The organism is Enterococcus sp. S86.2, assembly GCF_059834485.2.
Genome location: NZ_CM206813.1, coordinates 2676408 through 2696639, shown reverse-complemented (window position 1 = coordinate 2696639; position 20232 = coordinate 2676408). Strand labels below are relative to the sequence as shown.

Genomic DNA, 20232 nt, shown 5'->3' with positions numbered 1-20232 from the left:
ACAATCTATATATAGGTTCATCTATTCGTTTGAGGAAAATAAATTTTTTATTCTGCTGGAGATGGAAAAATGAATCAAGTAACTAAGAAATTGTCTTTACTAGATCGATATTTGACATTATGGATTTTTATTGCAATGGCAATTGGTATAGGAATGGGGTATTTTTTTCCCAATATTCCTAAAGTAATAAATCATTTAGAAGTTGGGACGACTTCGATTCCAATTGCAATAGGTTTAATTTTGATGATGTACCCACCACTTACAAAAGTAAAATATGAAGAAATGTGGCGTGTTTTTAAGGATTGGAAGGTACTCTTACTTTCACTAGTTCAAAATTGGATTGTCGGTCCAATTATTATGTTTGTTTTAGCAGTAGTCTTTTTGCACAACTATCCAAGTTATATGGTTGGGTTAATTATGATTGGGCTTGCTCGATGTATTGCTATGGTAATCGTCTGGAGTGAGCTTGCCCAAGGAGACAACGAGTATACAGCTGGATTAGTAGCATTTAATTCTATTTTTCAAATTGTATTTTACTCATTATTTGCATATATCTTTGTCACAGTATTACCGAACTGGCTTGGTTTAGAGACACATACGATTAATATTACAATGGGAGAAATTGCCAAAAGCGTTTTTATTTATCTGGGAATCCCATTTATTGCAGGTTTTAGTTCAAGATTTATTTTGATCAAAATGAAAGGGAAAAAATGGTTTGAAACTAAGTTTATCCCTAAAATAAGCCCAATAACTTTGGTTGCATTACTATTTACAATTATCGTAATGTTTTCCGTAAAGGGTGAAAAAGTGATTGAGTTGCCATTAGATGTAGTTCGAATTGCTATCCCACTACTATTCTATTTTGTAATTATGTTTTTTGTATCATTTTTACTCTCAAAAAAAATGGGCACAAGTTATCCAATCGCGGCGTCGTTATCTTTTACGGCTGCAAGTAATAATTTTGAACTAGCGATAGCCGTAGCAGTAGGTGTATTTGGGATCAATTCGGGTGAAGCATTTGCGGCGGTTATTGGCCCCTTGGTCGAAGTTCCAGTTTTAATTGCTTTAGTGAATGTTGCTTTAAAATTTAAACAAAAATATTTTTCGAAAGAAGGCGCAAGCCATTAGGAGGAAATAAATGAGTTCAGAGAATGAAAAACAAGGATTAGGTATTTTTGAAAAATATCTGACGTTATGGGTAATTGTGTGTATGGTTATTGGGGTGCTAATTGGAAAATTTTTGCCGAGCGTTCCTGACACCTTAAGTAAGTTTGAATATTATCAGGTATCAATACCTACAGCAATTTTGATATGGTTAATGATTTATCCAATGATGTTGAAGATTGATTTCACTAGTATTGTTAGTGCAGCCAAAAAGCCTAAAGGATTAGTTGTTACCTGCGTGACAAACTGGTTAATCAAACCTTTTACAATGTATGCTATATCCGCTTTTTTCTTCTATGTGATTTTTAAGAATCTTATACCTATAGAATTAGCAAAAGAGTACGTTGCTGGTGCTGTTATATTAGGTGCTGCACCTTGTACAGCTATGGTATTTGTATGGAGTTATCTAACGAAAGGTGACGCAGCATACACTCTGGTACAAGTAGCGATCAATGATTTAATTATTTTGATTCTATTCGCACCCATTGTAGCGTTTCTACTTGGTGTGGACAATGTTGTTGTTCCAATGGGAACATTGCTATTATCTACAGTTCTTTTTGTAGTAGTGCCACTACTTCTAGGTTTCGTTACTAGAGTAATGATAATAAAAAATAAAGGTAAGTACTATTTCGAAGATGTCTTTTTAAAGAAATTTGACTCTGTTACAATCATTGGATTATTGCTAACGTTGATTATTATTTTTTCTTTTCAAGGTGAAAAAATATTAGCCAATCTAATTCATATTTTATTAATTGCAATTCCACTAACCATTCAAACGCTACTAATTTTTACTATTGCCTATGGGTGGTCAAGGTTTTGGAAGTTGCCTCATGAGATTGCCTCACCAGCTGGAATGATTGGTGCGAGCAATTTCTTTGAACTAGCGGTTGCTGTTGCGATTTCACTTTTCGGCCTACAGTCTGGCGCGACTTTAGCAACAGTTGTAGGAGTGTTAGTTGAGGTACCGATCATGTTGCTATTAGTAAAGATTTCCAACAATACTAAGTCATGGTTTGTTAAGTCAGGTGATACTAACCAAATTGAAAATCTATATGAGTAGTTGGGGTGCATAGTATGAAAATAATAATCATCGGGTCTGTTGCAGCAGGAACAAGTGTTGCTGCAAAAGCGAGAAGGAACACAGAAGAAGCGGAAATCATTCTATATGATAAAGATATCGACATCTCATATTCTGTTTGTGGAATTCCATATGCTGTTGGAGGAGAAGTTGAAAAATTCGATGAATTGACTCCACGGAATGCTGAGTGGTTCAAAAAGAGATACAACGTAGATATTCATACTTCGCATGAAGTACAACGTATTGACCATAAAAAGAAACGTATTTACGGACTAAATTTGATTACTAGAAAGTCGTTTTCAGATGATTATGATGCATTAGTATTTGCAACAGGTTCAATTTACAATACACCGGCTATATTCTCTAATAGACAATTTGAAAATGTATTTCAAATCAAAAATGTTTCCAGTGGTAAAAATATTCACAACTTTATTAAGACTAATAAAGTAGAAAAAGCTGTTATTGTAGGTGCTGGATATATTGGGTTAGAGATGGCTGAACAATTACAGAGACAAGGAATAGCTGTTTCGTTACTGCAACGAGGCAACCATCCAATGTCTCATTTAGATTGGGATATGGCTATAAGAATAGAGAACGAAGTAGCAAAACAACAGATTGATTTTAGGCCAAAAGAAACGGTTGTTGAATTAGTAGGTGAAGAACAACTAACTGCTGTTAAGACTTCAAAAGGGAATGAATTATCAGCCGATTTATTTGTATTGGCAACAGGAGTAAGGCCAAATACAGAATTGGCTCAAACCATAGGAATAGAGTTGGGCAAAACGGGAGCAATTAAAGTAGACAATAGAATGGAAACCAATTTGAAAAATGTCTATGCAGTAGGGGATGTAGCAGAAAGCTACAATCGCATTACTCAACAACCAATCTATCGTCCCTTGGCTTCGACTGCGAACAAGATGGGTAGAATTGCTGGTGACACAATTACTGGTGGCTCTTTACGATTTAAAGGAATATTAGGAACCGGTATTTTGCGCTTTTTTGATTTAGCCATTGCACAAACGGGTCTTACTGAAAAGGAAGCTCTTAAAGAAGGATTAGAAGTTGCCGTTTTATACAATATAAAACCAAATAAACCTGATTACATGGATGGCAAAGAAATGGTCATCAAAGCAATAGCAGATAAAAGCAGCGGTAGAGTTCTGGGTGCCCAAATTATCGGTTATGACGGAGTAGATAAAAGAATCGACGTGCTTGCTACGGCTATTTCCTTTGGAGCATTGGCGGAAGAACTGTTTGATTTAGATTTAGCTTATGCACCACCATTTTCAACAACCAAGGATCCCGTTCATTATACTGGAATGGCCTTAGATAACGCGGTGAAGAGAAGAGCGCCTTTGATGTCCCCGATTGAGTTAATTGAACGACAACACAGAAAAGAAAAGTTACAGATAATTGATACAAGATCCAAAAAGCAATTCGAAAAATCAAAGGTTAAAGGAGCTATTCATATTCCATTATCTGATTTGAGGACACGCTACGATGAGTTAGACAAGAATGTTTTGACAATTACGTACTGTAATAAAGGTGTTACCGGGAATGCTGCACAAAATATACTGTTAAACGAAGGATTCAAACACGTGTACAATCTTTCCGGAGGAAACAAAAATTATCAAGAAATTTATGAGAATATTGATTAAATAGTAAATTGCTGAGGTAATATAATTTATGTCTGAAGAAAAGAGAGCCGTTGCTAGATTATTTGGGATGTCACTGGCATTTATTCTAGCTAAATTACTAAATTATCCAATTAGTATTGGAATATTTATCAACTTTATTACGCTAATTTTGGTATTCTATTTATTGGCCAAAAGGAAAGAAAGACAAAGTAAGAAAAAATAAGGTCATGTGGTCAATTGACCACATGCCTTTTTACAGTATAAAAGTTAGAGCGACTTCTAATTTAAGAATTGTTTTACGAAAGGAAAAAGTATATGGAATATGCACTTGAAATAATGAATTTAAAAAAAATCTATGGAACAGGTGTTGAGGCATTACGTGGAATTGATCTCCAGGTTGAAGAGGGTGATTTCTATGCCCTTTTAGGGCCCAATGGTGCTGGGAAGTCGACAACCATTGGTATTATTACTTCTCTTGTCAATAAAACATCTGGAATGGTAAAAGTTTTCGACTACGATCTTGATAAAGACTTAGAAAGAGCAAAGCAGCAAATTGGTCTTGTACCACAAGAATTCAACTTCAATCCATTTGAGACTGTTCAACAAATTGTAGTGAATCAGGCAGGTTATTATGGTGTTCCGAGAAAAGAAGCATTGAAGCGCAGTGAGAAGTATTTGAAGCAATCAAATTTATGGGAAAAACGTAACGAACGTGCTCGGATGCTCTCTGGCGGGATGAAGCGCCGGCTGATGATCGCTCGAGCACTAATGCACGAACCAAAGCTATTAATTTTGGATGAACCAACCGCTGGGGTGGATATTGAACTGAGACGTGAAATGTGGTCCTTCTTAAAAGAATTAAACGAAAATGGAACCACTATTATCTTGACCACTCATTATTTGGAAGAAGCTGAAATGCTTTGTCGACACATAGGGATCATTCAATCAGGAGAATTGATTGAAAATACTAGTATGAAAGAACTTCTATCCAAATTACAATTTGAAACATTTATTTTAGATCTAGCACCTCATGATGCAGTTCCTAAGATAGAAGGATATACGTATTCTTTAGAAGACGATCTGACTTTATCAGTGGAAGTTGAACGAAATCAAGGAGTAAATGATATTTTTAATCAACTCAGTGATCAAGGGATGAAAGTTTTATCGATGCGGAATAAATCTAATCGTTTAGAAGAGTTATTTTTGAAAATCACCGAAGAAAAAAGATTTTTGGAGGAAACCAATGCGTGATATTTATCTTACTGCTTTAAAAAGTCTTGCTATTAAGGAAACTAACCGTTATCTACGTATTTGGGTACAAACTCTGGTGCCACCAGTTATAACGACATCGTTGTATTTTATCATTTTTGGGAAAATGATTGGTGGCCGAATTGGAGATATGGGTGGGTTCACTTATATGGAATTTATCGTACCCGGATTAATTATGATGTCAGCAATCACAAGCTCATACGCTAATGTATCTTCATCTTTTTTCTCTCAAAAGTTCCAAAAAAATATTGAAGAGCTATTAGTTGCTCCAGTACCAACACATATCATCATTTGGGGATTTGTTATTGGTGGGTTAGGACGAAGTATTCTCGTAGGATCACTTGTAACGATTATTTCCTTATTTTTTGTGCCACTTAATGTTCATTCATGGATTATTGTTATTCTCACGTTATTAATGACTGCAATATTATTTTCATTAGCTGGTTTGATAAACGGTGTTTTTGCTCAATCTTATGACGACGTATCGATCGTACCCACCTTCGTTTTACAGCCGTTAACTTATCTAGGAGGAGTATTTTATGCGATATCGATGTTGCCCCCATTCTGGCAAGGTGTTTCAAAAATAAATCCAATTGTTTATATGATCTCAGCGTTTAGATATGGATTTTTAGGAACAACCGATGTACCAATAGCTATGTCGATTACAATACTTATTTTATTTATTGTTGTTCTTTATTCTATTTGTTACTATTTAGTCGATACAGGTAGAGGGTTAAGAAGTTAATGCTTTTACAATGATATCCCATTTAAAAGCTACAAATTAACATCGAATAGTTGTTTTTTTGAAGATCAGTCACAACTGATAAAAGCAATATCAACATTTAGAGCTTTAATTGTAGCTCTTACGTAGAATTTACTCTTTTTCCTAAAAAATCTACCAGTTAAAAGAAATTGGATTATCGAAGCTCACTAAAACTTAGTTTATTTGAATTGAATTTGTGAAATACTTTTAGGGCTTTTTGTATTTGAATAGTAAAACTAATGTGATGATGAAATATAGTTTTCTCCGCCATTATTTGTTTTTCTCCGCCAAATAAGATAAAATGGCGGAGAAAAGAGGTGAATGGCGGTGAAAGAATTTGATTATCATGAGTTGAAAAAGCTCTCTCTTAGTCATGATTTGCTAAATATGCTGACCAAGATTCATGATTATAAGGGGAAACAAGAACTGTATATTGCCACAAAACCAGAGATTTTAGGCAAACTGACAGACTTGGCTTTGATTCAAAGTACAGAGGCTTCCAACAAAATTGAAGGAATTGCAACAACAGATGGCCGCTTGAAGCAAATCGTAGCGGAAAAAGTAAAACCTCGTAATCGGGATGAAGAAGAAATTGCCGGTTATCGAGATGTGTTGAAACTGATTCATGATAGTTACGAGTATATTCGCGTCGTGCCCAACGATATTTTAACGTTACACAAAAATCTATATAATTACTCGGCTAAAAGTTACAAAGGTAAGTTTAAAAGTGGCGATAATGTTATTACGGAAAAAGATTTAGATGGTAACGAGCGAGTTCGGTTTGTACCAGCGCCTGCATATTTGACACCTGATTTAATTGATGAGCTGTGCTACCAATACAATCAAGCCATTCAGAAGGCTGAGATTGATCCCTTACTGCTGATTCCTTGCTTTGTTTTAGACTTTCTCTCAATTCATCCATTTAGTGATGGAAATGGGCGGATGTCTCGTTTATTGACATTGCTGTTGCTGTACAAGTCGGGCTATTTAGTCGGCAAGTACATCAGTATTGAGATGCTGATTGAAGAATCGAAGCAAACTTACTATGAAGCGTTACAGGCGAGTTCTGTGGGATGGTTGGAAAATGAACAAGACTATACGCCGTTTGTTCGCTATCTTGTGGGAATCATTTTGCGAGCCTATGAAAACTTCTCAGAGCGTTTCGAGATTATTATCAATCAGGAGCTAACACCAGCAGAGCGGGTAGTAGAAGAACTAGAGAAGTCTTTTGAACCTCTAAGCAGAGCTGACATGGAGAACTTGTTGCCGGATATTAGCCAGCGAACGATAGAACGGGCCTTGGCTGGGCTACAAACAGAGAATAAGATTCAAAAAGTCGGGCAAGGCCGTTCGACTAAGTATCAGCTAATAAATGAATTCAAATCGTAATACGATTCACGGGCCATTAATAGAAGCACAAAATCGGTAGTTTAAAATTCAATGAGGCTAATTGAAACTTGCATAACTAAAAATATTAGCTCAATACACTATTTGAAACTCGCTAAAACCAGTGAAAACAAAGTGTGAACTTTTTTAAATTAGTTTACACTTGTCAATAAGTGCTTATTTCCTTGGTATAACAGTGTTTGTACGTAGTTTTTCGATTGTTTTTCGTGTTTTTGTACCCCCCTGTTAGATAGGGGGGGTGAAACAACACTCGCGGGCTAGCGCCCACTCGTGTCCAAGGCGAACTCTTTACGAAGGGGAATTCGCTTGAGGCGAACCCCTCCGCAAAGAGCGCCTAACATTTGGAGGATTTGTTCTTTTATCTTTGACTTTGCAACGTTAAAAAGACCACATGGGTTTACCATGCAGTTTCTTCAATGGAAAGATAAAAAAGAAGTGTAGTAGATACTGATATGCTCTGAATTTGTCGTAACCAAATTGTCTTACGTTCAAAATTGGTTACGAATCGTGGTTACGAGTGCCTAAAATCGACTGAAATCCAGTACAAATCTTGAGGCGAAAAATACTGATAAATCAGCATTTTTGATATTCATTGATTTAAAATAACACAGTTGAACTGCCAACCAGGTCTTAAAAAAGCACGTAAAGCATCTCAATTCTCTAAGCGTTAAAAACAGCTTCATATCAGTACTTTCAGGCGTTTCGCAATTCACTTTGCGAAGCGTCTTTTTTTGAGTTGACACCATTGTTGACACCATTCCGATCTGACTCTTTTTGAGATAATTTACGATAGGCAATTTCACCAATAGGCATTTGAATCACATTTGGTGTATTTACATAAGCTCTTGTGATGTTGGTATCGCTGTGAGTCAATGCTTCAGAAATTTGTTCTAGAGCGACACCAGCTTGTTTGGCTAAAGTTGCGCCAGTATGCCGTAACTTGTGTGGAGTCGCATGGGTAAGGTGCTTATGTCGTCGCTCAATGGATTTCATGCGGTAGTTCAAATAATCTGTATGAAGCCTTTGATTGATATTCCCTTTATCATCAAAGAAGGTAAAGAGTAGCTGTTCTTCGGTTTGTTCGATTTCAAATTGAGCTAGTTCTTCTTTTTGCTGGACTTTCCACTGTTGAAGTAATTGCTTTAGCTCATTTGGAATATGGAAGATTGTCGTTTTATTCCCTTTTGTGCTTTTTTCATTGCCAAATTTATCCAAGGCTTTGCCAATCGTAATCTGGGAAGTAGTGAAATTCACGTTCTTCCATTTGATGGCATAAGTTTCTGATTTGCGATCAGATAAAAAGAAGGTAGTCAGAAATAATACATAGTCCTGTAAAGTCAATTGCCCACTTTCATAATCGTTTTGGACGGCAGTTAGCCATTCTTGAAGTTGTTCAAAGGAGAGGTACAAATCTTCTTCTTTTTTAGCTTCTTGCAATTGGTTTTTCTTAGTAGCGTTGATCCGTTTGAGCGATTTTTCTAGTTTATTCCGTTCAATGTATTCAAGTTCTTCTGCCCAATCGAAAATAGAATTAACGTAGCTACGTAGTATTTTGAAGTTTGCGTATTCGGCAGCCTTTTGCGTCATGATTTTTAGAACAAAGGCTTTGTTTTGATTCAGATAGTTCAATGTGTATTTTCCGAACATGGGTAAGATATGAAGTCGAAAAATATCTTTTGTATTCGCGATTGTAACAGGAGTGGGGGACTTCGTGTTTCGAGAAGTTAAACCAGCTGTATAAGCATCAACCCAGATATCTTCATAGAAATCTTTGAACAGTGCTTCACCACCTAGTTCAAAAGCATTCTTTTCTTTGTTTTCCCGTAGCTCTTTAATTTTGGCATAAAAATCGATTTCTGCTGCTTTTGCCTCCCTTCTAGTTTTGAAAGTTTTGGAATAAAGTTTGTTCACACCTATCATCTCTTGGATATCTTGTGGATAGTAAAGTCGTAAACGGTAAGTCTCATTTTCTGTTTTGCTAATTGCCATAGTATTTCCCTCCGAGTTTGCGAGCCGAAATCAAATACTATATATGGAGTATAACGATGTCGGAATTATTTTGCTAGGCTTGCTAGCCATTGATCAATGGCGATACGGTCAAATCTATTTGATCCGTGGATTTGAATGAAGGGCAAGCCATCTTTAATCCAGCCATCTAACGTATTATTGGAAACTTGTAGATAGTTACAAGTTTGTTTTTTATTCATATAGCGGTGTTGCAGATTTTCCTGTGTCTTAATTTTTTCGATTTCAGTTGTGATTAAATCAGATAGTTGAGTAGAAATGATGCCCATCTGGTCATCACTGAGTAAAATTTTCATTTCGGTCATATTCTCACTTCCTTTGAATTTTGCGTAGGGAATAATGAATTATTTTTTTATCTTGGTATAACGAACAATGCTTTCTTGAAAATCCATCACTTGTTCAGGAGTTCCACCTTCATTTATCGCACTGTAAAATATTGGACGTCTTACGAGATACTCATTGGTATAAAGTACCTCTTGATTTGTGATGTCAAAAGGTTGATCCACGAGTTGCTTTGTGACGCTGGGTACTTTGAGGTTACGGGATTTGAAGAATGCCTTCTTCTTATGCTCTTTCAAATCTAAGTCCTTATCGAAATATTTACTGATATAGCGCCCGCGATTTTCGATACTATCTACATCAATCTTGTTGATTTTGACAAATCCATGTCCCCAGATAGTAGTAAGACGATTGACGGAGATAAAGGGAAAGTCAAATAGGATGATATGGTAATGGATAGCACCTCGTTCTTGTTTTTCCCACGTGGCAAGGTATTTCAGGTTTGCTTTTTTTGTATGATAGAGTTCGTAGTTTAGTCGCTTGATAAATTTTTTAAATTCATTATTCGCATAGGCAATGTCTTGAATGTTTTCTCTGAAAGTGAGGGTTAAAAATTTTGTCTGATTGTCAAAGTTCATATCTACGAGTCGGGCAATTTCAAAACGCATATTTTGATAGTATTTTTGTTTTCGTTTTAAGCTGTCGTATTGTCCTTGAGCGGATAGTTCATCATAGTTTTTTCTTTTATCGCTAGTTGGATTTTCTTCTTCATAAAGCCAAGCTAATTCTTTTTTTCGTTTTGGATTGATTTCAATATTTTCTGTTTTTTGTTTAGGAGTAATGATTGCTTCATAATCATAAATTTCAAGGTACGTGGGAGTTTCAATGATTTTCTGATTATAAGCTTTCAAAAATCATCACTCCTTGATGTGTATTCAGTTGTCAAAGAACCATCATTTTTCGCCTGATGTTGTTCTATAAATCAAGTTAAGGGGAAGTCCTGCAAAGCAGTCCTTCCAGCCTATGGATTTATTGGGCGGTCTTAACGGACAGAAGCGGCTCTATGGCGCTGCCCCGCCGTTTCGTCCTAACCGCCCAACAAACCCATAGGAAAATTAATTTTGCGTAGCAGGGCCTTGTTTTTTCGGAATCAAAGTTGCCGCATCTGCCGTGGCTGATAAACCATAGCTAACGAATTGACCGTTAGAGCGCCCCCAAGGTGCAATCACTAAATTGGCAAATGTAACCATGGCTAAACCTTGTTGAGTAAGTTCTTCCGGAGTAATTACGGGATTTTCAGATTTGACTTTGACACTGATTTTTTCGTAGCGAAGTTTTGGTAGGATGCATTCATAACTCCAACCTAAAATTTCTCCGTCTTTTTGCCAGCGAGTAACATTGACAACTTGGTATTCTTTTTCGAGTTTTTCTTTTGGTAAAGTGAGATCATTGATTTTAATTGGCATAATAGCCCTCCCTTTTTAATATACGATAATTTATACGATTGGTTTAAAAAAAGATAGATGGCCATCTATGATTTGTATTTTATACGTTTGTTTATACGAAGTCAAGAGAATTAGCAAAAAAATATATACGAAATTTTATACGAATGGTATAATAGGGAAAAATGACAAGGAGGAAGTAATCTATGTTTGGCTTATTACAACCTGATAAAGTGAAGGTAGGACAACGAATCAAAGAAATCAAAGAGAGTATGAATCTGTCCTTTACAGAGTTAGGAAATCGCTTGGGGATAAAGAAACCAACAATCAGTTCCTATGTTCAAGGCTATGCGCTAGCTCCTGAAAGTGTCATTAATCAATTATCTAGTATTAGTGGGAAACCAGTAGGCTGGTTTTACTTTGGCGATATTGAAGAATATATTGCGGACTACTTGCAGTTAAAAGGGCAGAACAGGATTGTGCAAGAACATCCAGAAGTTGTGAAAGCAATTAAAGAAGAGTTTTACACTGGGAAGTTTAAAAATCCTGCATGGGAAAATGAAGTTGGTTATCCATGCGAGGAGTTTATGGATGATTATTTTTATGAATTGCAGCAAGAAGTCATTAAAGAAGAACTTCAAAAAATGGTACGTGATCAGATAAAAAAATTACCGATTGCCGATGAATTATCTAAACAGAAGAAAGATGAGGCAGTCACCATTATTACAAGTGGAATCATCGAATACATGGATGTAGCCGGCGAATTTAATTATGAAGATAAAGATGATATGATTAAACTGGTTAAGCAGGAAGTCGATAAGTACGATTTTTTTGCGAACAGTAATTTTGAAGATCGGTATTTAGTGGGAAAACTAATAAATATCTTGGCAGACCAACAAAAAACTGGAGAATTAATCAATCAATTGTCCGAAGAATTAACGAATAAATCTTTTTCCACAAGATTTGGAGGAGAAGAATTGATAGAAGCATTTGAAACGTTACGTCCGGTACTAATCAGAATTTATAGTAAAGTTAGTACGGATGAGTTGGAAGATTGGTTTGAGAAGTAAATAAAATTTTGTAAGAAATTTCATGAAGGAAGGAATGAGGGGGATATGAGGGGATTACAAGAGACACTGTTACTGAGTGGGGAGTTTTTAGTAATTGGGTTTATGAATTCGCGTTTTTTGAAAATAAAATATTTACGTTCCTATTTTTTATTTTTATTTGCTTTGATAGTGATAAATGTTGGAATATTCCATTTCATTGGTCCAATTTCTTCTGCATTATTTGGAATTTTTTTAGCAATTTTAGCTTTTAACTTTGAGAGCAATAAATTTGTAGCTGTCATTAGTAGTACCCTTTCAATAAGTCTCTATGTCTTCTTGAACTATGTATTGGGTTTCTTATTAACTAAAGTTAAAGTTTATGATGCTCTGACGTTACTTCAAGTTGTGGGTATGGTACTCATCATGTATTTGTTGATTGGGTCGCTAATTTCGGTAAAAATAAAAGAGTTTCTCCTTCATCTAACAAGTCAAAAAGAAACAGGCTGGGTTCTGACAGCTCTTTGTTCCTTGACATTGAGCAGTTATTACGCATTAATTTTTGATGAATACTATTTTGACAGCCATTCTTATCAGGGGCTGACACATTTATTTTTTATCATGCTGTATGGCGGTGCATTGATTGTGGGAGCCGGTTTTTCTGTAGGCTTAATTCGTCAGTTGCTAAGGAATAAACTATTAGAGCAAGAGCACCAGAGTTTAACGGAATACATGATGCTTTTAGAAAATACCAACAATGAAATTCGTAACTTTCGTCATGACTATAAAAATATCTTGTTGACGATGGATACTTTCCTTAAAGAAAAAAGTTATGACGAGCTTCAACATTATTTTTATACGTCGATTTTGCCAATGATTTCTGAGCTAAATCAAGAGGGCTTTAAACTTTCAAAAGCGACCAATATTGAGAGTAAGGAATTGAAAAGCTTAGTTATTCATAAAGCTCTTATCGCACAACAAAAGGGAATTGATACCATTGTTGAGGTGCCCGAAAAAACAAAGAAATTATCCGATAAACAGATTATTCCAGTGATTAGAGGAGTAGGTATTATTTTGGATAATGCAATTGAAGGTGCAGCAACGACAGAGTATCCTAGTGTGAAGATGGGATTGATTCAGACAAAGGAGTTTCTGACTATTATTGTTGAAAATTCTTGTCTGTCGACAATTCCCCCAATTCATCAATTAAAGGAAACTGGTTTTTCTACAAAAGGAGAGGGGCGGGGAAATGGCCTTTCTATTTTACAAAATGTAGTTCGTAATTCTACACAGCTGTTTTTAGAAACGAAAATAGAAGATAATCGGTTTACTCAAAAAATTGTGATTCAGATGAATGAGGAGGGCTAAAATGAATATTTTCGTTTGTGATGATGAACCTGTTTATCTTAATAAAATTGTTAAAGTCATTCGTGAATATATTTTGTTTAAAGATGTAGGAATGACCCTGAAATATAGTACGACAAAACCTGAGGAGTTGCTTACGAACTTTGAACAAGATAGCGAAATAGATAGTCTGTTCTTTTTAGATGTGGATTTAAAAACGATGATTGACGGAATGGATGTAGCTGAAAAGATAAAAAGCATTAATTCTAGCGCAAAAATTGTTTTTATTACAACTCACGGGGAATTATCGTCGTTGGTCTTCAAATATCAACTAGAAGTATTAGATTATATTGAAAAAAGTCATCTGTCAGCAGTTGAAGAACGTGTTAAAGCGTGTATCGATAAAGCATCTGAACGATTTTTACAACAACGGTTGACAGAAGAAGCGATTATTTTAAAAATCGAGAATAAAGTTGAAAAAATCCCACTTAATCAAGTAATGTTTTTTGAGAGTTCTGCCAAATCCCATTGCCTTGAAGCACATTTTAATAATCGCCAGTTTGAATTTTATGGCAAACTAGCTGATTTAATGGATTTAAGTCCAACCTTAATGAAAAGTCATAAATCCTATGTCGTTAATATCAAGAATGTGGTAAGTGTTGATGTGGCAAAACGAACATTAACTTTTGTGAATGGTGAAAGCTGTTATCTGTCATTCCGTTTCCAAAAAAATATTCTGAATCAATTCAAAAGCCATCTATAAGATGGTTTTTTTTTACGCTTGGGCATAAAAAACGACATCTTGGGCAAAAATCAACAAAATGCGTTTTCTTTACTTTAAGATACCAGTAAACGGAGGGGAAACTGTGGAAGAATGGTTGGCAAACTTGGTGTGCAAGAAATACGTGGCTCAAGCAAATTATTCTGAGTATGAACGTACAAAAATTATTTATGGATGGACAGTCTTGTTTTATAACTTATTTAAAGTTTTGCTGGTATTGATAACATCGTTGTTTCTTTATTCCTTAGAAGAAACGTTGATCAGTTATATTTCTTTCTGTCTTTTACGTATTTCAGGTTTTGGCTATCATGCGAAGAATAATTTTATCTGTAATCTATCAAGTATATTGCTTTTTTCGATTGCACCTTCTATTTTAAGCAAAATCATTCAACTCACGGATATTCACTTAAATATTTCCTGTTTCCTTTTATTTGGGATACTGGGCGTGATCCTTATTCTTCTTTTTGCACCGTCTTTTACTGAAAATTCATATACAAAGGATACAGATAGAGTACACTTTTTAAAATTTAGTTGTCTAATAACATTTCTGGGTTTACTTGGAATTTCATTGATATTTCCAGCTCAGATAGGGCTGTTAATGATGTATGGCATGGGAACAGCGTTACTATTTCTGTTGCCAAATTATACTATACGAGGAGGAATAAGATGGAAAAGAAAATTGGAGTTGTAGGGAAGGTCGTTGGAAAGTTAGGCTTTATTTTTGGAGATGGTGCTAAATGTCAATTGGGATTCTATGAACCTAAGAAACCTCGAATCTTAATGGAAACTAAGAATACAAAGAAATAGGGAAATTACAACAGTAAATGGTAATTAGATATTGAAAAATATTTTGTAAGGTAGATGTTAGTGAGACTCAAGAACTTTAGTAAGTAAAATTGGTAATTTATCCTACTATCAACAAGCGTATAAACATATATATGTTGGTTTACTGAAAGACATAGGTTGACTTCAATCACTAGTCAATTTCATTTTCAATTCTAAATCTATTTATTGGGTGGTTACTTATGGAAAAAGTCGATATTCAAAAGGAAAAAACTTTAAAATTAATGAAAGTTTTGATTAAGGAACTAGATCAAGTTGATTTAATTGATTTAGATCATGAAATACAAAAAATGTTAACCCTTATTCAAGTCGCAGGAATTAAAGTACGTGGACCGTTAATAACTAGGATGAAGAGGACTCACGTAACTTCAGATGGTAAATTGTTAATTGATTACGACATTATATTACAAACGGTTTCCGGTGGTGAAATTGAAGGGTTAGAATATTCAGAAGTTTATAAAGTGAGCAATTGCTTGTATGCTCACTTCGATGGGTTATCGGAAGATTTTCATTTTTCACAAGAAAAGCTGGGATTATATGCTTGGGAAAATAACATATTAACAACTGGAGAAGAGTATGTTGTTCATATTAAAAACGGTGGTGAAAAACTAATAGCAGATATTTTCAGACCTATTATTTAGATTGATTAAGGGAATGTATTTGCCCGTACCGTGTCAAAAGTTATACGAAAATTAAAAAAGAGGAGTGATTTATGTGGAAATGACCTGCGAGCTTAACATGCCATCTAGTTACCTAGACTTGACGGAAGATGAAATGGTGTATCTAGAAGGTGGTACTAAAACAACTTATGGAACAGCGAAAACGCTTAAAGGAAGTGCAAGTACGCAAATGGCTGCATGGGGGGCTTTGGCTGGAGGTTATAGTTATACTACAGCTGCGGCCGCTGCCTCTGGTGTAGGAATGACCGTAGCATGGATAGCAGGATTAGGAACAGCTTATTGTGCATTTGTAGCCAATGAATTTCGTGGGGCATACAATTATTTCTCCGGTAAGAGCCAAACCGCAAAAACACAGTATTATTTACAGGTGGTAACGTTTGTTGGAGGCATTACCGGTGTCAATTATGGGAAAAAGTAATCAAAATTTGTGGATTTCATTAATAATATTTCTGATAATAACTCTTATTCAAAATGTTTATGCGATACAAGGTAAACCAATTCCCGGTATAGTTAGTTGGTTTTATAACATATCTTTAGTTGTGTTTATAGTTCTTGTATTTATCCGTTTGTGGAAGAATGGCCATTAAATTATTTTGAAATTACACCTATCTAACCCCGAACACGGTCGGGGTTTTATTTATGAGGAGAAATAGTATGAAATTTTATACAAAAGATCAATTGAAAAGTAGTCGGATTTTTTTTGATAGAAACCCGGCTAATTATTTACTGTATCTAAGTTATTTTATCGTTTTAGTTTGTATATCTTTACTCATCATTTCCCGCTTTGTTACAAAAACTTATATTGTTAAAGGAACAGGTACTATTGAAACTTACAATAAAATATACATCACGCCACTTATAAATGGAAATATAACTTCTATTGAAAAGCCTGAAGGTAGCGATGTAGAAAAAGGAGATATTTTATTTAAAATTTCTACTGGTATTAATGGCATTGAAACGAGTGAACTTGATAAACAAATTAAAAAATTGGAAAAAAATAGAAGCATTTATGATGAATATGAAAAGTCTCTTAAAGAAAAAAAGAACTATTTAGACAATTCGGGAGAGGAACAGACATTTTATGGCAAAGTAGAATATTACTTATCTCAGGTGAATGAGGATAAAAAATATTCAGAAAAAATTAGAGTGGATATTAAAAATAAAGAAAATGACTTAGCAGAATTGCGAACGGAACTGAGTGAAATACAGACAGAAATCAATTCAGAGTACACTAAAAACTATGAAAGAAAAGTTAGTGATTTGAACAAAGCTGAATCGAAGTTACAGGAATTAGTTGGTGAGTTAGAGACTTTAAATACAAAAGTTAACAAAAAAGATGAAGGAAAAGATAGTACTTTAAAAAGTGAAATTAGCGCTAAAGAAATTGAGATTGAAGCTCAAAACGAAAATGTTGTTCAATTTCGGCGTGAGTTAGAAGATATATCTGATACTTCTGAGAGCGAACTTAACGATGAAACAAAAATTCAAAATGAAAAAATCAAGTCAAAAAATCAAGAAATTTCAGATTTGAAATCACAAACAAGCGAAAGTTCTTTAACTACTTTTCAACAACTAATAAGTGAGCTTGGAGCAACGCGTACAAGTAATGAAACAAAAATTGTGGAATTAGAATCACAAAAGAATATCCAAGGTAGCACTGATAATTTAACTGATGTGATTACTGATAAAGGTGGAACGGTACATTACTTATCTTTAATTAAAAGTGGATTGGGGGTTCAGGCACTGCAACCAATCGCACAGATTATTGATGAAAAAAATGATGAGTTAATCGTCGAAGCATATATCTCAGCACAAGATCGAACAAAAATTAATTTGAAAAATTCTGTGACAATATCGGTTAATGGAGTTAATAGCGCAAAGTACGGGTTACTTAGAGGAACTGTTTATTCCATAAGTAATGGTACTTTGATTCAGACAGTTAACAACGAACAACAAATTTTTTATCAAGTAAACGTTTTGTTAAAAGATACGAAGTTGCGTTCGGGTAGTGATGAAATAGCGATTCAATCATCTATGCCAGTACAGATGAACATTATTTATGACAAAGAAACTTACTGGGAATGGTTTTTGAAACAATTAAATTTTAAATAGTGAGGGGATAAGATTGCTAGATAAAAAACATCCAGTCGTTTTACAACATGATGAGTCGGATTGTGCTGCTGCGGCTGTTTCATCTATTTGTCGATTTTATGGAAGAGATTCCTCAATTACAAAAATGAGAGAAATTCTTTGTACAGATTTTAATGGTACTTCTGTTTCTGGAATTGTAAAAGGAACTGAAAAAATTGGTTTTAATGTTAAAGCAATCAAGATGAAATTCGAAGATATTACCCAAGAATATACTTTGCCAGCAATTTTCCACGTAACAAATGCAAATGGAGATAATCATTTTATTGTAGTCTATAAAATAAGAAAAAATAATTTCTATATAATGGATCCAGCTATCGGTTACGAGAGGAGGACGCGCGAAGAGGTAGAAAAAATTTTTACAGGTGTTGTGATTTTACTAGTTCCAAAAACTGAGTTTGAAGTAGTGAAGCAATATAAAATGTCAATGGGAAGCTTATTTAAGCAAATAATGCTTCCTCAGAAAAGATTACTTTTAACTGTAATATTGATGAGTGCACTTTTAACTATTTTAGGAATTATATCAAGCTTTTTTAGTAAGGTAGTATTTGATGAAATTATTCCGTACCAGTTAAAAAATACATTGTTTATTTATGCTGGAGTTTTTCTAGTTATTGGTTTTATTCAAATTTTTTTATCTTGGTTTCGTTCGTATGTATTGCTATTTTTATCAAGAAAGATTGATTTACCCGTTCTATTAGGGTATTATAACCACGTTTTAAGATTACCGTATAATTTTTTTAGTACTCGAAAAACAGGGGATATTTTGACAAGATTTCAAGATGCAATGGAAATTAAAGACATTTTTAGTCAAGTGAGCATTTCTTTAGTATTAGATATAACGCTTGCAGTTTTGACAGGAGTTGCCCTGATAAGTATAAATTTATCACTATTCGTTATTACCGCCATTTCAGTTATGGTAGATATTTTACTAATATATTTTTTTAAGGCCAGTTACAAGCGTATAAATTATGATCAGATGGAAGCAGGTTCTATTTTGAACTCTCAATTGATTGAAAGTTTGCAAAATATTGAAACAATAAAAGCGTATGGAAATGAGAATTCACAATTAGAAAAACTAGAAAATAAGTTCGTAAAATCTCTTAAACTCAGCTATAGTGAAGGAATTATTAGTCAACTTCAAGGAACCATATCATCGGGATTCGGAAATATAACAAGCGTTGCTATGATGGTAATAGGGGCTTTGGCAATTATTGATAGTAAAATGTCGATAGGTGATTTAATGGTGTTTCAAACATTGTCCGGGTATTTTACTCAACCAGTTCAAAATTTAGTGAATCTCCAATTGACCTACCAAGAAGCGCAAATAGCTATGAAACGCTTAGGAGAGATAATGGAGTTAGAAGTGGAAAATACGGATGGACAGCTTCTCCAGAACATAGACCTAACGGGAGATATTGATTTTAGTAATGTAACGTTCCATTACGGAAGCCGTGCTCCTATAATTCAAAATTTTAATTTATTTATTAAAACGGGCACAAAGCTAGCAATAGTTGGAGAAAGTGGCTCTGGAAAATCTACATTGGCAAAGATACTACTAAAATTCTATAATATTAGCGAAGGTACAATTAAGATTGGAAATTATTCTATTGATGATATGAAAATAGATGCTGTGAGGACGAAAATTGGTTATGTACCACAAAACATTGAACTCTTTACAGGAACTATCTTTGAAAATGTTAAAATCGGCAATGAAAGTGCGACTTATGAGGAAGTTTTGAACGCTGTTAAAATGACAGGAGCCTATGATTTTATTGTAAAGTTACCACAGAGATTATACGCATCGGTTGAAGAAAATGGAACCAATTTTTCAGGTGGGGAACGACAAAAAATTGCATTGGCTCGCGCGTTTCTAAAAAAGAGAGACCTCTATATTTTTGATGAAAGCACTTCGAATTTAGATAGTTTCAGTGAACAAAAAATACAAAATGTTCTAAATGAAGCGACCAAAGAAAAAACTACAATAATTATTGCGCATAGGCTGTCAACAATAGTTTCGAGCGATTTGATTATTTATATGGAGAACGGAAGAATTATTGAGCAGGGAAATCATAATACGTTAATGAGCTTAAACGGTAAATATGCAAAGATGATCCGTCATCAATATGGAAACGAGATACCGCACTTGGAGAATAAAAAGAGTAAAATTAGTATGGAAGAGGAGATTCTATATTGAATGATTATATTTCATAAACACTTTATGTGTGTGTATCCAATAGCATCGATTTGGCTCGCAAGTAATTGACACCATTGTTTTCAAATAATTTTAAAGTCAATAAAATTTTTCATGTTTCAATCTCTTTAA

General features: G+C 34.5%; 19 protein-coding genes. 15 read left to right on the top strand and 4 right to left on the bottom strand.

Annotated features, from left to right (window positions below):
- The first annotated feature begins 69 nt into the window (after positions 1 to 69).
- From arsB (AC6R0T_RS12870) to AC6R0T_RS12845, 6 genes are all read left to right on the top strand, one after another.
- Positions 70 to 1128 carry an ACR3 family arsenite efflux transporter gene (gene arsB / locus AC6R0T_RS12870; RefSeq protein ID WP_016173360.1) on the top strand — a complete coding sequence of 353 codons (1059 nt, stop codon included), beginning with the start codon at positions 70 to 72 and terminating at the stop codon, positions 1126 to 1128.
- A 10-nt stretch (positions 1129 to 1138) separates the two neighbouring features.
- The gene (gene arsB / locus AC6R0T_RS12865; RefSeq protein WP_303754216.1) at positions 1139 to 2224 is read left to right on the top strand and encodes an ACR3 family arsenite efflux transporter; all 1086 of its coding nucleotides are present in this window, start codon (positions 1139 to 1141) and stop codon (positions 2222 to 2224) included.
- Between the two features lie 14 nt (positions 2225 to 2238).
- A complete protein-coding gene (locus AC6R0T_RS12860) occupies positions 2239 to 3900 on the top strand; it encodes an FAD-dependent oxidoreductase (protein ID WP_029487387.1) in 1662 nt (553 codons plus the stop codon).
- A gap of 294 nt (positions 3901 to 4194) precedes the next feature.
- A complete protein-coding gene (locus AC6R0T_RS12855) occupies positions 4195 to 5130 on the top strand; it encodes an ABC transporter ATP-binding protein (protein WP_303754215.1) in 936 nt (311 codons plus the stop codon).
- Positions 5123 to 5893 (top strand): ABC transporter permease, encoded by a 771-nt coding sequence (locus AC6R0T_RS12850; protein WP_016173365.1) that lies wholly within the window; start codon positions 5123 to 5125, stop codon positions 5891 to 5893. The genes AC6R0T_RS12855 and AC6R0T_RS12850 overlap by 8 nt, the downstream gene beginning before the upstream one ends.
- A gap of 339 nt (positions 5894 to 6232) precedes the next feature.
- Complete coding sequence (locus tag AC6R0T_RS12845; protein ID WP_172843735.1) at positions 6233 to 7300, top strand: Fic family protein; 1068 nt, start codon at positions 6233 to 6235, stop codon at positions 7298 to 7300.
- A 711-nt stretch (positions 7301 to 8011) separates the two neighbouring features.
- Here AC6R0T_RS12845 and AC6R0T_RS12840 read toward each other — a convergent pair.
- The 4 genes from AC6R0T_RS12840 to AC6R0T_RS12825 form a co-directional block, all read right to left on the bottom strand.
- On the bottom strand, positions 8012 to 9307 hold the full coding sequence (locus AC6R0T_RS12840; protein ID WP_303754214.1) for a site-specific integrase: 1296 nt from the start codon (positions 9305 to 9307) through the stop codon (positions 8012 to 8014).
- A gap of 65 nt (positions 9308 to 9372) precedes the next feature.
- A complete protein-coding gene (locus tag AC6R0T_RS12835; protein WP_060815436.1) occupies positions 9373 to 9648 on the bottom strand; it encodes a helix-turn-helix transcriptional regulator in 276 nt (91 codons plus the stop codon).
- Between the two features lie 39 nt (positions 9649 to 9687).
- Positions 9688 to 10533, bottom strand: coding sequence for a rolling circle replication-associated protein (locus AC6R0T_RS12830; RefSeq protein WP_303754213.1), 846 nt, complete (start codon positions 10531 to 10533; stop codon positions 9688 to 9690).
- Positions 10534 to 10737: 204 nt separating this feature from the next.
- On the bottom strand, positions 10738 to 11088 hold the full coding sequence (locus AC6R0T_RS12825; protein WP_095803328.1) for a hypothetical protein: 351 nt from the start codon (positions 11086 to 11088) through the stop codon (positions 10738 to 10740).
- Positions 11089 to 11270: 182 nt separating this feature from the next.
- Between AC6R0T_RS12825 and AC6R0T_RS12820 the strand changes: the two genes are divergently transcribed.
- The 9 genes from AC6R0T_RS12820 to AC6R0T_RS12780 all read left to right on the top strand — a co-directional run bounded on the left by AC6R0T_RS12820 (position 11271) and on the right by AC6R0T_RS12780 (position 20103).
- Positions 11271 to 12134 carry a helix-turn-helix domain-containing protein gene (locus AC6R0T_RS12820; protein ID WP_303754212.1) on the top strand — a complete coding sequence of 288 codons (864 nt, stop codon included), beginning with the start codon at positions 11271 to 11273 and terminating at the stop codon, positions 12132 to 12134.
- Between the two features lie 168 nt (positions 12135 to 12302).
- Positions 12303 to 13478: a sensor histidine kinase gene (locus AC6R0T_RS12815; RefSeq protein ID WP_526159468.1), complete on the top strand. Its 1176-nt coding sequence runs from the start codon at positions 12303 to 12305 to the stop codon at positions 13476 to 13478.
- Between the two features lies 1 nt (position 13479).
- Positions 13480 to 14217 carry a LytR/AlgR family response regulator transcription factor gene (locus tag AC6R0T_RS12810; RefSeq protein WP_303754210.1) on the top strand — a complete coding sequence of 246 codons (738 nt, stop codon included), beginning with the start codon at positions 13480 to 13482 and terminating at the stop codon, positions 14215 to 14217.
- A gap of 103 nt (positions 14218 to 14320) precedes the next feature.
- Complete coding sequence (locus AC6R0T_RS12805; RefSeq protein WP_303754209.1) at positions 14321 to 14926, top strand: accessory gene regulator B family protein; 606 nt, start codon at positions 14321 to 14323, stop codon at positions 14924 to 14926.
- Positions 14902 to 15042 (top strand): hypothetical protein, encoded by a 141-nt coding sequence (locus AC6R0T_RS12800; RefSeq protein WP_303754208.1) that lies wholly within the window; start codon positions 14902 to 14904, stop codon positions 15040 to 15042. Before AC6R0T_RS12805 ends, AC6R0T_RS12800 begins: the two co-directional genes overlap by 25 nt.
- A 218-nt stretch (positions 15043 to 15260) precedes the next feature.
- Positions 15261 to 15719 (top strand): hypothetical protein, encoded by a 459-nt coding sequence (locus tag AC6R0T_RS12795; RefSeq protein ID WP_303754207.1) that lies wholly within the window; start codon positions 15261 to 15263, stop codon positions 15717 to 15719.
- A 73-nt stretch (positions 15720 to 15792) separates the two neighbouring features.
- Positions 15793 to 16176 carry a hypothetical protein gene (locus AC6R0T_RS12790; protein ID WP_303754206.1) on the top strand — a complete coding sequence of 128 codons (384 nt, stop codon included), beginning with the start codon at positions 15793 to 15795 and terminating at the stop codon, positions 16174 to 16176.
- Positions 16177 to 16412: 236 nt separating this feature from the next.
- A complete protein-coding gene (locus AC6R0T_RS12785) occupies positions 16413 to 17870 on the top strand; it encodes a beta-barrel domain-containing protein (RefSeq protein WP_303754205.1) in 1458 nt (485 codons plus the stop codon).
- A 13-nt stretch (positions 17871 to 17883) separates the two neighbouring features.
- On the top strand, positions 17884 to 20103 hold the full coding sequence (locus tag AC6R0T_RS12780; protein ID WP_303754204.1) for a peptidase domain-containing ABC transporter: 2220 nt from the start codon (positions 17884 to 17886) through the stop codon (positions 20101 to 20103).
- The last annotated feature ends 129 nt before the right edge of the window (positions 20104 to 20232 follow it).